Source organism: Marinoscillum sp. MHG1-6 (assembly GCF_024714475.1).
Classification (GTDB): domain Bacteria; phylum Bacteroidota; class Bacteroidia; order Cytophagales; family Cyclobacteriaceae; genus JAMZMI01.
On the sequence record NZ_JAMZMI010000002.1, the window covers coordinates 661,472 to 674,872 of the forward strand.

A 13,401-nucleotide genomic window follows, 5' to 3' on the forward strand; every position below is an offset into this window, starting at 1 on the left:
TGTAAACTAGAATTATGTTGGACTATGAGAAAAAAAAGCAACTGAGCATCCTTGTCAACATTGCCATGGTGGATGAGGAATTTGCGGACTCTGAGAGAGCTGCAATTATGAAAATAGGTCGGAACTACGGTGCCTCAGATGAGGAAATTCACAGCATCTTTAATTCACATGATTTTCAGGACAGTCTTGCTCCCATGACCGTCATAGATAAGATGGAATTTATCATGGATTGCATGCTTGTGATTTTAGCAGACAATGTCGTAACTAAAGCTGAAGAAGCTTTTGCCCTGGGTATGGCCAAGAAGTTGGGATTCCGAAAAGAAACCATCGGGTTCCTGATTGAAAACAAAGACATTGGTCGATCTGAAATGAAGGAACTACTTATTCCTTATATGGTACACTGATCTAGAATAAAAGCAGGTATAGCAGAAGCATTATGAGCAGTACCGCAATCGAGCGGATGGCTTTGCTTTGCCTCGGAAACTCATACCCACAAATCGGACATTGCTCCTCATTCCTTCCTACCTCCATCGCACATGATGGACACTCCATTTTTTTCATACCACAAAAATAATCTTCTTCATTCAAAATTTATTTTCTACCACATTTTGGGTATATTGGAGTGTTAAACCAACCAACTTTTTAAGTTATGACTAGGAATTCTAAAAGAACCATCTTCCAGCTATGTCTTGTTATTGGAGTTTTGATTGCTACAGCCTTTCTGGTTGAATCTCCTGAATTTATTACTGCATACCTGAAATAAGCCAAAGTTTTAAGATTCTATTTTTTAACCCTATCAATTGAACTCGTCAAATGATAGGGCAATACTTTCTTATGCTTATTTAATATACCTGAAGTCATGTCCTGATGGCAGCTGCACGACTGTTTCATAGATCAGATCAATAGTCTGTTCCAGGTCATCGTACGCACACATCTCGACGGTGGTATGCATGTACTTTAAAGGAATGGAAATAAGTGCCGACGCTACACCTTCATTAGAATAGGCAAAAGCATCCGTGTCTGTTCCGGTAGACCTCGAAGAAGCTCTTCGCTGAAAGGGGATTTCCTTTTTCTCAGCCACTCCAATTATCATATCCAGCAAATTATTTTGGACTGCTGGTCCATAACAGACCGTCGGACCTTTTCCACAACTAATGTCTCCACTGGTGATCTTATCATACATGGGAGAATTCGTATCATGTGTGACATCCGTCACGATAGCCACATCCGGTTTGATTTTGTGAGCAATCATTTCTGCCCCGCGTAAACCAATTTCTTCCTGCACAGCATTGACCACATAAAGTCCAAAAGGCAGATCAATCTTATTTTCCTTGATCTTGCGTGCGACCTGTGCAATCATAAAACCTCCAATTCGGTTATCCAAAGCTCTTCCGACCAGGTACTTCTCATTCAACTCCATCAACTCATCATCAAAAGTGATGACAGTACCCGGGTGAATCCCCATATTTTCAACTTCTTCCTTGGAACTGGCTCCCACATCTACAAAAATGTTTTTCAGGGTTGGAGCATCTTCCTTCTCCTTTCTTACATGTATTGCAGGCCAGCCAAAGACCCCCTTAACAATTCCTTTTTTTGTATGAAGGTTGACCTTTTTAGATGGGGCAATTTGATGATCAGAACCACCATTCCGAATCACATATATATATCCCTGATCGGTGATGTAATTCACAAACCAACTGATCTCATCCGCATGTGCTTCGATAACCACTTTGTATTTGGCCTCTGGATTGATTACCCCAACCAAACTGCCATAGGTATCTGAAATATAATCATCGATATACGGCCGGATATAATCCAGCCAAAGTTTCTGGCCCTCAGCCTCAAAACCGGTTGGGGACGCATTATTCAAGTATTTAAATAAAAATTCTTTGCTATCCTTATTCATATTAATCATTCTGTTTGCTCATACAAGGCTCCTAATTTCGCATGAAATTGGCGATCTCCAATGAAGCCAACACATTAATCTCTAATTTCAGTTGATTGATCCCCCATCTACCCGCATTGGTCGTATTCTATTGAAGAATTTCCAAACTCGCCACAACTGGATCAGGATTTACAGTGTCAGAATTAATGGCTCCCTTCAAAAAACATGTTCAACGCATTATTTCACCGTTGATACTGTTATATGATAGTCCTATCAGGAATTGTACTTATTATGCAATGGGACATAATTATTTTAGGAGGAGTTCAAGTATATTGCGGCTGATTTAACGACTATGAGAATCGCGGTTATAGACATGGGTACTAACACTTTTCATCTGCTTATTGTAGATGTAAAGGATGAAGAGTGGAAGATCGTTTATAGAGAAAAGGCGGCAGTAAAAATCGGGAAGAATGGCATCAATCAAGGCCGAATCACTCCCGAGGCAGAACAGCGTGCACTCGATACGCTTAATGGTTTTAAAGCAATCATTGATGCCGAGAATGTTTATCGTGTTTTCGCAACAGCTACCAGCGCCATCAGAAATGCTTCGAATGGTCAGGACATTGTCAAAAGAATATTGGAAGAGACCGGAATCGCGGTGAGAGTAATATCAGGACTGGAAGAGGCAGAACACATTTATTACGGTGTTAAAAAAGCCATGCCGCTTGGTTCCAGAACCTCCCTAATCATGGATATTGGCGGGGGTAGTATTGAATTCATTATCGGAAATGAAAATGAAATCCTCTGGAAGCAGAGTTTCGAAGTAGGTGGACAGCGATTGGTTGAAAAGTTTCACAAAACAGACCCAATTACTGACCAAGATATTGCAGACCTGAAGAGCTACCTTGAAATTAAGCTTGATGAACTCTTCACTGCGTACTCCAAATATCAACCAACAACGCTCATCGGAAGCTCCGGAACATTTGATACACTAAGCGACATCTATTGTATTGCTGAGGGAATCGACAGGGATCTGGAAATGACTGAATACCCACTGACCATTACTGCATTTCACAAGATTCTTCAGGATTTAAAGGTGAAAAATCGTGAAGACCGACTGAAAATCCCGGGCATGATCCCTTTAAGGGTGGACATGATAGTGGTGGCTTGTTTACTCATTGAATTTGTGATTGAAAAGCTACAAATCAATCATATTCGAGTCTCGGCCTATGCCCTGAAAGAAGGTGTACTTCTCAATACACTGAGAAATTTAGAAAAGGAAAATACGCTTAACTGATCATCGATTGAGGCAATCTTTTATTTTTGCCTTCTGAAAATCCTATTCGATGATTATATCTTACGACGACCTATTTCAGTTTGCCAAGGCCATTCTTAAGGCCAACGGATGTTCGGACAGCCAGGCAAGAAAAAGCGCAGAAGTATTGCTAAGTGCAGACCTAAGAGGGGTTGATTCTCATGGTGTGGCAAGATTGTCCGGGTATGTTCGTCTGATGGACAAAAATCGTGTGAATACCAGCCCGAAAATCAAAGTAGTCCACGAAACACCAAGTACCGGAGTGATTGACGGAGATAGCGGCCTGGGACTCACTGTAGGTCCGGAAGCCATGAAACTGGCTATTGAAAAAGCTAAAACCGCTGGATCCGGCTGGGTATCAGTAAGAAATTCAAATCATTACGGCATTGCTGGTTACTATGCAATGATGGCTTTAGAACATGATTGCATAGGAATTGCCATGACCAATGCCAGTCCATTGGTGGCTCCCACGTTTTCAAAAGAGCGACTACTAGGGACCAACCCAATTGCTGTTGCCATACCGGCAGACAAAGAACCTCCATTTGTTCTTGATATGGCAACCACTACCGCCGCAAACGGAAAACTGGAAATACTTCAAAGAAAAGAGATTCAGGCTCCTAGTGGATGGATTCAAAGTGCCGACGGTGAACCTACCACTGACCCCTATGGGGTCCAAAACGGAGGCGCATTACTCCCGTTAGGTGGGGATAGGGATCATGGGTCTCACAAAGGATACGGGCTTTCTGCAGTGGTTGATATTTTCTCAGCTGTTTTATCAGGAGCGAACTATGGTCCATGGGTACCACCATTCGTAGCTTTCCTTGACCCTCCAAGTGATCCGGTAGGAAAAGGAATAGGTCATTTCTTTGGTGCAATGAGAATTGATGCCTTCAGGCCTGCTGGAGAGTTTAAAACGCATATGGATAACTGGATCAGCCGTTTCAAAAATGCCGAACCTGCGATGAAAGGACGTCAGGTATTGATCCCGGGTGACCCGGAAAGGGAAATGGAAAAAGAAAGAAGGACCAATGGCATTCCTCTTCTTGACAAGGTAGTCGACGACTTAAAATCCCTGGGTGAAAGATTCGAAGTGAAAATGCCGGAAGGCAGCTGACATGAATCAGCAGACCGCACTTTCCATACTCAAATCAGGACATAACATCTATCTAACGGGGTCAGCGGGTACAGGTAAGACCTATCTGATCAACGAATATGTCAACTACTTAAGAGAAAGAGAAGTACCTGTAGCTGTCACGGCTTCTACCGGTATTGCCGCAACACATATCGGAGGACAAACGGTACACTCATGGTCAGGAATTGGCATCAAGGACCAAATATTTCCTAGAGATCTTGAGAAAATCGGGTCAAACAAGCAGAGAAAAGATCGCCTTGAACAGGTTGAAGTGCTGGTCATAGACGAAATCTCTATGCTCTCAGGTCAGGTACTCACGGGAATCAGTGATATCCTGAAACATTTTAAAAAAAGCCACCTCCCGTTCGGAGGAGTGCAGGTCATATTATCAGGAGATTTTTTTCAGCTGCCCCCCGTTTCAAGGGATAAGCTTAGCAATCGCGAGAAATTCGCTTTTATGGCCCCGATATGGGTTGAAGCAAATTTAAAAATATGCTACCTAACTGATCAATATAGACAAGGGGAGGATACGCTTAGTAGAATACTTAGCGAAATAAGAGGTAAAGAACTTTCTGAAGAAACCCAATTCCTTATTCAGGATAAGTTACTGGAGGAAATGCCTGATTCAGATATCATTAAACTCTATACGCACAATGCGGACGTGGATGAGATGAATGCAGAACGGCTGAAGGAAAATCCTAACCCTCCAAAAACATTTGAAGCCAAGACCAAAGGGAACTCCAGACTGGTAGATACACTAAAACAAACAGTGTTGGCTGCCCCGGCTCTTGAATTGAAGAAGGGAGCAAAAGTCATGTTCGTTCGTAACAATCCTGAAAAAGGGTACTTCAATGGCTCAACCGGTACTGTCGAGGATTTTGACGCGAAGGGTTGGCCAAAAGTGAAACTTTCTTCCGGACAACATATTCTTACTCTACCCGAGGAATGGACGGTAGTCGATGAAAAGGAAAATATTCTCGCCTCCTACGAACAAATCCCTTTGCGTTTGGCATGGGCCATAACCGTGCATAAAAGCCAGGGAATGACGCTGGATGCAGCTGAAATTGACTTGTCCAAGACTTTTGAGACCGGCCAGGGATATGTGGCATTGTCACGTCTCAAAGATTGGAATGGATTGTACCTCAAAGGGATGAACAATCGAGCTTTAATGGTCGATGATTTGGCGTTCAAGGCAGACAGACGTTTCCAGGAACTGTCATCGGACTATGAGCAGCAAATCCAGGAGATACCGGAAGCTCATTTAAAAATTGCTTTTGAAAAATTCATAGAAAAATGCGGTGGTACCAATGATCCGGACATTATTGAAAATAACAAGTCACGGGTCAGAGAGTTTCTTAAGAAACCTGCAAAAGAAAGCACCTACCAAAAAACCAGAAAGCTCATCGAAGAGGGAAAGTCTCTTGACCTTATTGCCTTTGAGCGCGATTTGTCTTTTGGCACCATTATAGGGCATCTTGAGAGAATCAAAAATGATCATCCTGAGTTGGATCTCTCCGACTACCAACCAGATCGCAAATCCATGGAAAAAGTAGAAAAGGCCATGAGTAAGCTAAAAGGTCAGGGCAACGAGGAATTCTATGATAAAGAAGGTCGCTTGAAAATAGGCTTTATTCATAGCGCGCTAAATGGCAAGGTAGATTATGATGAGATAAGACTTGCCCGGTTATTTCTGTTAGAGGTGAAATAGTCCATTATTCAACATTTAACTGTTCGAAACTGGATAGCTACATTACCACCTCAATTTCTACTCAACTGAAAACCAATCAGATATATATCTTGGCTTTTAATTTGAGCAATTTCATGAAACGCATAATTATGAAATTGATCATTGCCATCATTCTTTGGTTTATTCTGTTCAGTATTGCATGGCCAATCGCCATCATCCTTCTTTTTGCCCTTCCTCTCCTTTGGCTCTTGTTACTGCCATTCAAAATTATTGGGCTGACAATAGAACTGGTATTTCAGGTGGTTGGAGCTATACTTCTGTTTCCTTTTCGGGTGGTCAGAGCACTTTAGTCAGTTAAACAGCATACCCGTCCTTGGCAAATTCACATGCTTCAGGTGCTTGAGGTAAAGCATAGCGCATGCATTGGCATCACTGAGTGCGTCATGGTGGTTTAGTGAAATCTTATGTTTCTTACTCAAATAGGCCAACCCCCGTCTATAAATGCGAAGGGTACATTTCCCCTCATATTCCGGTTGTATTTCATCGTAATATGCCAGGGCATGTTTTAAGCACGTAAAATCAAAGTTGGCATTGTGAGCAACTACCACCTGATCTATGATCCAGTGTTTGAATTGATGCCAGACGACTTCGAAGGTCGGTGCATCCATGGTATCCTCTGGTTTGATCCCATGCACACCAATATTCTGGTAGAAATAATAGTTATCAGGAGGGCGTACCAGCTCATTGAATGTCTCCACTACCACCCCATCTTCAACTCTCACCAGCCCCACCTGACAAATGCTGGCCGGGTTCCTTTGAGCCGTTTCAAAATCAATCGCTGTGAATGTTTCAGGTACCATAGATCAATATTGCAATCTACCTAAAGATCAAAACTCATACAATCAGATAAAAATAAAAACAACTCAACTTATTGATTATCAGTAAATTAACTCTTTGACACAAGTTTTGGCACGCATATTGTCTTTAACCCAATAAATCAAACAGAGGAAATCATGAAAAAGACAATCATACTTTCGTTCGTTATCGCCTTCGCCTCCATTACTGTTACAAAAGCCCAATGGTCATTGACCACATCCTTTGGGGTGACCCAAAGCTGGTCTATGCCTTATGAGGTTTATCAGACAGTACACCATGACTACTATGGATATGAGGTAGTACATACATCAAGAATCCCTACTACAGGAGTTGGATACTTCGAAGTTGTCTTACAAAGAGGTAATGTATTCGTACAGGTGAATATTGACAGGTATGGACATGTTCATAGAAGAGTGGTACATTCTTATAACCCTATCGTAAACCATAGCTGTACTGCTCATTGTGGTTTCCATACTGATTACTATAGAAGTCACCACAACCATTTCAATAGAAATGTATACGTATATAGTGGTCACAACCATGGTCATTCTCACCACGGACATCACAAATACGACAAACACAATCATGGCGACAATGGCTATAGAAATGGAAACAAACATAATTACCAGGGACGCGGAAATGGCAACAGACATGATCACTACGAAGGAAGAGGCAATGGAAATGCATATGGCCACTCCAAGGGTAATAATGGAAACGCATATGGAAAAGGACGAAATGGAAATAACGGACAAGGAAATGGAAGAGGTAATGGCAATGGAAATGCCAGACCATCCAATAGCCGAAGTTCAAGCGGTAGATCAATGGTAGCTTATGACAATTCAGGTTCGAGAGGATCTTCAGCTAGCAGCTACCCATCTCGCAGACGATAATCACCGCGCATTCAAAATGAAAAGGGCCCCATAACGGGGCCTTTTTTTTATGCTGTTGGCTATGTAACAAAAGGCACAAATCATCAGCATTTCTCTATCTAACTTGACCTCAAAGAAGAATGAAACTATAGGATGCCTATAGATCTGAGTTTCGCTCTAATTCTTCTATAAAAGTTTTTATTAATTAAACTATACTGAGATGAAAAAGAATATGGGACCATCAGACAGGATCATCAGACTGATCCTCGCTATTGCCATGACCGTACTTTACTCCCAAAATGTGATTACCGGAGCTGTGGGAATTGCCCTTTTGGCTTTATCAGCCATTTTCGTTTTAACCAGCTTGCTTAGCTATTGCCCGATCTATGCCCTGTTTGGAGTAAAAACCTGCAAGACCAGTTCTTAGCCAAGAGTCTTCACCTCATCGATAAGTGACTGGATCGATTGCTTTGCATCACCGAAGAGCATCCTGGTTTTCTCATGGAAGAATAGTGGGTTTTCAATTCCTGAATAACCTGCACTCATCCCTCTTTTTAGAACGATCACGTTTTTTCCCTTCAGAATTTCCAGTATTGGCATACCGTAGATAGGTGAAGAAGGATCATCCAGAGCAGCAGGGTTGACTACATCGTTTGCTCCAACAACAAGCGTAACGTCAGTCTCCGGAAGTGCATCATTAGCATCTTCAAGATCCAACAGCTTTGGATAGGGCACGTCAGCCTCCGCAAGCAGCACATTCATGTGACCCGGCATTCTTCCCGCCACCGGGTGGATGGCATAATGCACATTCACTCCATGTTCGGATAATAAATTATCGAGCTCTTTAATTGTCTTCTGTGCCTGGGCCACCGCCATTCCATAACCTGGAACAACCATCACATTATCCGAATAGCGTAACATAATAGCCACGTCATTCGAAGTAGCCTCCTTCACTACTTGCTCTCCAGCATCTTGTCCTGATGCTGCCGAAGCTCCAAATCCTCCAACAATAACATTGAAAAGCGACCTGTTCATCGCCTGACACATCACTATGGTCAGAATGGTTCCCGAAGACCCAACCAGAATTCCTCCTATAAGCATCATTTGATTGTCGTAAACAATTCCTGCAAGGGCCGCCGCAACACCTGTCAAGGCATTAAGTAATGAAATAACTACCGGCATATCAGCACCTCCAATTGGCTGAACGAAAGTCACTCCATAGACCAGGGATAAAACAAGTATGAGCATTGGCAAAAAGAAGGATGCATCAGGGGAAAGAACCCTAAAAATGATCAATCCCACAATGGCCACCACCAATGCGATATTCACAATGCCTGCAGATGGTATTTTCCAATCCTTAATTTTTCCGGCAAGCTTGCCATAGGCTATGATACTTCCTGTGAATGCCACCGCTCCGATAAACATCGCCAGCTGTGTGGTCAAATGTTTTGAGACCTCAACTTGCTGAAACAAGTTGAATTTACGGCTGAATAATTCCTGATATTGATAGAGCTCGATAATCGAAATGGCTACAGCACAGGCTCCACCCAATCCGTTAAATAGAGAAACCAACTCCGGCATAGCAGTCATTGCCACCCTTTTGGACATGGTCCAGCCAATAAAAGCTCCTGCTATGAGGGCCAGGGTAATAATAAAGTAGTTATCATCTCCGACGCTAATAGGCGTAACCAAAGAAGCTACGATTGCCAGCCCCATCCCCAGCGCTGCCACAATATTCCCATTTTGAGCAGTAGAAGGATGGCTAAGTCTTCTTAGTCCGGTGATCAATAAAATTACAGAAACGAGGTATGAAAGATTGACTATTGCCTGCATGGCGATATTAGAAGGTGATAATGATTATTTCTTTTTAAACATTTCGAGCATCCGGTTGGTCACCGCGTGACCCCCAACGACATTGATCATGCCCAGGACAATTCCCAAAAATCCCAGGAACAAATTAAGGTAGTCATCAGATGCAGATTGTCTGACCAGCAAAATGGCCCCTATAATTACCACACCGCTGATCGCATTGGCTCCCGACATCAAAGGAGTGTGAAGTACCGTAGGCACCTTGGATATCAATTCGAATCCCAGGTAAATGGCCATAACCAACATGTAGAGAACCATTGGATTCTCCTCTAAAAATTGTATAATTTGATCCATACTTATGAAGCTGTTTCTGCTAGTTTATAATCTGTTAGCAAAGTTTTTTGCACGATCTCGTGCTGATAAGGAATCGAGTTAGGACCCTCTTTTAGGATAAACTTGATGAAATTGTAGAGGTTGGTACTGTACAGCCTACTCGCCTCCTTTGGAAGTTGGTGGAAAAGGCGTGAGTTACCAATAATCTTAACTCCCTTATGTTCTATTTCTTTATTGTCCTGAGTAAACTCACAGTTTCCACCAGTTGCGCTCGCCATATCAATGATGACACTTCCGGGCTTCATAGCTTCAACAGTTATTCCTTCAATAAGGACAGGGGCTTTCTTGCCCGGAATATTCGCTGTGGAGATCACCACGTCGGCTTTGTGGGCACGCTCGTGAATGAGTTCCTTTTGCTTTTGTACGTATTCGGCTGTCTGAGTAACTGCATATCCTCCTGCTCCTTTATCCTCAACACTTCCTTCCACCTCGATAAATTTCGCTCCCAAGCTCTCAACTTCCTCTTTCACTGCACTACGAACATCAAAAGCTTCCACAGAAGCTCCTAATCGCTTAGCTGTTGCAATCGCCTGAAGACCCGCAACCCCAGCTCCCAAAACCAGCACCTTTGCAGGTGGAACAGTTCCCGCGGCAGTAGTCATCATTGGAAAATAACCTGGGAAACGCTCAGCAGCAGCAACCACAGCTTTGTATCCCGCCAAAGAGGCTAAAGAAGACAACACATCCATAGACTGTGCTATAGATGATCGTGGTACCAGATCGAGACTAAAAATCCTGAAGTTAAAAGGCTTTAACCGTTCGGCCAATTCCGGATGTGACAAAACGTTAAACTTTCCGATCAGGATAGCTTCTTCACTCATTGATTGGATTTCGTCATCCGAAATATTTTCATCAACTAAGATGATATCGCTTTGACTAAGAACAGTAGCTCTTTTTTCAACTTTAACTCCTACAGATCGAAAGTCATCATCTGAAAAATATGATCCCATTCCAGCACCGGATTCGATGGCTACATCGTACCCATCTTTAATGTACTTTATGGCAATTGATGGCACAATTGGCACGAGCGGAGTGGACTGTGAAGTTAGAATGCCAATATTCATTGTTAGAAGGTTTTGTGCAAAAGTAGATAATCATAACTCATTGACCAGCTTGAGATTACAAATTATTGCCATAATGATACAAATCACCCCCTAATCGGATACAAAGCACATTTCACAATGATTTCCATCATCAATTCAAGGTTTAGCCATTAGCTTTTGTGGGTTGTTCGTTCGAACTGAAGCGATGGTCAAAACCAGGTAAATGAAAAAACAAATCCACCCTCCTACGGCATAATTCCCGAAGTGAGTGAGAGATTGACTCAGAATAATTGGCCCCAGCGCACTACCAAAAACGATCACCATAATGGATTGGCCACTGATCGCGCCTAGATGTAAGCGACCAAAATACCTTGGCCAGGTCACGGAACTAAGGACGCTAAATAAACCACCCATGACACCATGCCCGATTACCATTAGGTAATAAGACATCACAAAATCTGACAAAAATACCAGGCCAAGAATGCCCAGACATGCCCCGATTCCCATCAAAATGTAGAGGTATTTCAACTGAACAAAATCGCTCACACTGCTGAAAATTAGAGTGACAAGAACAGCAACTACTGCTGTTTGCGGGAAAACCGCTATTGCCTGCTCCTCAGATAAACCTGCTGTTTCAAAAATGGAAACAACATGAAAAGTAAAGGCCGTAATGTAAAGCCCTTGCATGGCCAGCATAAAAGTATAAATCCAAAATGATGAATTTCTCCGTGCTTCCTCCAACGTAAACTCATGAACGATCGGAAACAACAGCTTCTGCTTTTGGACGGAGGGCACATAAGCCCCGTCTGGTACAAGCCCACTGTCTTCCGGCTTATTCCTGAAAAAAATCAGAATGATAATTGGAAAGGCAAAAAGCAGCACCAAGCCCATCACTTGCCAGGCACCGCTCCATGAATATTGATCCACCAGGTAAAACAACAAAACGGGGGAGCCTGAAAATGCCATCGAAATAAATATGTTACTGAACCCCGTCGCGAAGCCTCTCCTTTTGTCAAACCACTGTACCATCATGTTTCTGGATGTCATAGTAATTACTCCCTGACCGAAAAAGCGCAGCAGCAAGAAGCAAACAAACATGACAGAGATGATGATAATGTTCGATTGAATATTGAGTAAGTCGAAGATGACTACATCAATATGACTTAGCAGAAACAACACTAAGCCCAAAGCAACCGAGGCCACCAGGGCCACTAACCTCACCCCATGCTTATCATATTGCCTACCCGCCCAGGGGAGCATAAAGGAGCTGGCAATAGTGCCAAACATATATGACAGGCTCAGGTCATCACGCGAAATTCCAAGTACTTCAATAAGAGAATCTGTAAAGGCGCTCACTCCTATTGTCTGCCCAGGCACGCTCATGATCACGCCAATCGTACCCCAAACGAGGATCATCCAACCATAAAAGAAAGGCCATTTCCCAGGGTGAAAAGGGACATTCGCCCAATTCCTAAGTGCCATAAAAAGAATTTATGATGATTAAAATAAGCCTCCTACTATCCCTACCCTAAAAACCAGTGGACTTGCATAGGGACTATTGGTCCCATCGGAATAAAGTAGATTATATAAAGCCGAAACATTGAAGGCTATGTTACGAGTGATAGGCTCAGAATACCCCAAACCAACGAACCAGCTATGGTAAGAGTCCCGCTCATTGAAATTGGGTATTTCGAAATTCAGGTATTCGTATTCCGTATAGGTAAAGAACTTCTCAGTGATGTTGTATCTGGCGAAAGGGCCTAATCCGTAATAATTAAATTTCAGGTCATTAATCTTCACGAATTGATAGGTAAAGCGAAGTCCTGTTGAAAACCTGTTAGTGATCTTATAACCAATCAACGGGCTAACACTGACATTCACATAATTGGTCCCTCCGCTAAATCCACCTCCACCTCCAAAATAAATCCTGTCCTTTAGGCCCTTGGACGATGAGGTGTTAGTACTTCTTTGACTTTGCGGTTTATACTGTGCCTGTGCGACAAATACCAGGATAAAGCCTATGAGGAATAAGGTGCTTCTTTTCATATTACTCTTCTACCACGATATAGACATCCTCATCCTCCTTCTTCATGAGATATTTTTCACGAGCGATCTCCTCTAGCAACTCCTTATCATTTAGGAGTGCTTCCTGATCATTTTTTACCTCGATAATCTTCTCTTCGTAGAAGGCTTTGCTATTTTCCAGCTCACTTTCCTTACTGTTTAAACGAGCCTGAGTGATGATATCATTGGTGTCGAAAAACAACATCCAAATCAGAAAAAGAAAGGCTGCAAGGAAGTAAAAGTTCCTAAAGAAAGGTGGGATTTTTTGAAACAGCTCTTTCATATTTGAATAAAGTTAAAAAAAAGAGCCGAATTAACGGCTCTTTAT

Annotated in this window: 15 protein-coding genes; 7 read left to right on the forward strand and 8 right to left on the reverse strand. The window is 42.5% G+C overall.

Annotated elements, in window-relative coordinates; all coding sequences use genetic code 11:
• The first annotated feature begins 14 nt into the window (after positions 1–14).
• A complete protein-coding gene (locus tag NXR94_RS06650) occupies positions 15–404 on the forward strand; it encodes a hypothetical protein (protein WP_258103818.1) in 390 nt (129 codons plus the stop codon).
• Between the two features lie 434 nt (positions 405–838).
• Here the strand turns inward: NXR94_RS06650 and NXR94_RS06655 are convergent, their stop codons facing one another.
• Positions 839–1,906: a M42 family metallopeptidase gene (locus tag NXR94_RS06655; protein WP_258103819.1), complete on the reverse strand. Its 1,068-nt coding sequence runs from the start codon at positions 1,904–1,906 to the stop codon at positions 839–841.
• A gap of 331 nt (positions 1,907–2,237) precedes the next feature.
• On the opposite strand from NXR94_RS06655, the gene NXR94_RS06660 reads away from it, so the two are divergent.
• The 4 genes from NXR94_RS06660 to NXR94_RS06675 all read left to right on the forward strand — a co-directional run bounded on the left by NXR94_RS06660 (position 2,238) and on the right by NXR94_RS06675 (position 6,369).
• Positions 2,238–3,182 carry a Ppx/GppA phosphatase family protein gene (locus NXR94_RS06660; protein WP_258103820.1) on the forward strand — a complete coding sequence of 315 codons (945 nt, stop codon included), beginning with the start codon at positions 2,238–2,240 and terminating at the stop codon, positions 3,180–3,182.
• A 49-nt stretch (positions 3,183–3,231) separates the two neighbouring features.
• Positions 3,232–4,314: an Ldh family oxidoreductase gene (locus NXR94_RS06665; RefSeq protein WP_258103821.1), complete on the forward strand. Its 1,083-nt coding sequence runs from the start codon at positions 3,232–3,234 to the stop codon at positions 4,312–4,314.
• A gap of 1 nt (position 4,315) precedes the next feature.
• Positions 4,316–6,040, forward strand: a complete 1,725-nt coding sequence (locus NXR94_RS06670) for an AAA family ATPase (protein ID WP_258103822.1) — start codon at positions 4,316–4,318, stop codon at positions 6,038–6,040.
• Positions 6,041–6,153: 113 nt separating this feature from the next.
• Positions 6,154–6,369 carry a hypothetical protein gene (locus tag NXR94_RS06675; protein WP_258103823.1) on the forward strand — a complete coding sequence of 72 codons (216 nt, stop codon included), beginning with the start codon at positions 6,154–6,156 and terminating at the stop codon, positions 6,367–6,369.
• Here the strand turns inward: NXR94_RS06675 and NXR94_RS06680 are convergent, their stop codons facing one another.
• Positions 6,370–6,879 carry a 3'-5' exonuclease gene (locus NXR94_RS06680; protein ID WP_258103824.1) on the reverse strand — a complete coding sequence of 170 codons (510 nt, stop codon included), beginning with the start codon at positions 6,877–6,879 and terminating at the stop codon, positions 6,370–6,372.
• A gap of 153 nt (positions 6,880–7,032) precedes the next feature.
• On the opposite strand from NXR94_RS06680, the gene NXR94_RS06685 reads away from it, so the two are divergent.
• Positions 7,033–7,785: a hypothetical protein gene (locus NXR94_RS06685; protein ID WP_258103825.1), complete on the forward strand. Its 753-nt coding sequence runs from the start codon at positions 7,033–7,035 to the stop codon at positions 7,783–7,785.
• A 199-nt stretch (positions 7,786–7,984) separates the two neighbouring features.
• Positions 7,985–8,191 (forward strand): DUF2892 domain-containing protein, encoded by a 207-nt coding sequence (locus tag NXR94_RS06690; RefSeq protein WP_258103826.1) that lies wholly within the window; start codon positions 7,985–7,987, stop codon positions 8,189–8,191.
• On the opposite strand, the gene NXR94_RS06695 is transcribed toward NXR94_RS06690, so the two are convergent.
• From NXR94_RS06695 to NXR94_RS06720, 6 genes are all read right to left on the reverse strand, one after another.
• Positions 8,188–9,597: an NAD(P)(+) transhydrogenase (Re/Si-specific) subunit beta gene (locus tag NXR94_RS06695; RefSeq protein ID WP_258103827.1), complete on the reverse strand. Its 1,410-nt coding sequence runs from the start codon at positions 9,595–9,597 to the stop codon at positions 8,188–8,190. The two genes, NXR94_RS06690 and NXR94_RS06695, sit on opposite strands and share 4 nt — an antisense overlap.
• A gap of 24 nt (positions 9,598–9,621) precedes the next feature.
• Entirely contained in the window at positions 9,622–9,927 is a 306-nt protein-coding gene (locus NXR94_RS06700; RefSeq protein WP_258103828.1) for an NAD(P) transhydrogenase subunit alpha, read from the reverse strand.
• A gap of 2 nt (positions 9,928–9,929) precedes the next feature.
• Complete coding sequence (locus tag NXR94_RS06705) at positions 9,930–11,030, reverse strand: NAD(P) transhydrogenase subunit alpha (protein ID WP_258103829.1); 1,101 nt, start codon at positions 11,028–11,030, stop codon at positions 9,930–9,932.
• A 135-nt stretch (positions 11,031–11,165) separates the two neighbouring features.
• Positions 11,166–12,491, reverse strand: a complete 1,326-nt coding sequence (locus NXR94_RS06710; protein ID WP_258103830.1) for an MFS transporter — start codon at positions 12,489–12,491, stop codon at positions 11,166–11,168.
• Between the two features lie 18 nt (positions 12,492–12,509).
• Positions 12,510–13,055, reverse strand: coding sequence for a hypothetical protein (locus NXR94_RS06715; protein ID WP_258103831.1), 546 nt, complete (start codon positions 13,053–13,055; stop codon positions 12,510–12,512).
• Position 13,056: 1 nt separating this feature from the next.
• A complete protein-coding gene (locus tag NXR94_RS06720; RefSeq protein ID WP_258103832.1) occupies positions 13,057–13,356 on the reverse strand; it encodes a septum formation initiator family protein in 300 nt (99 codons plus the stop codon).
• Positions 13,357–13,401: the final 45 nt, after the last annotated feature.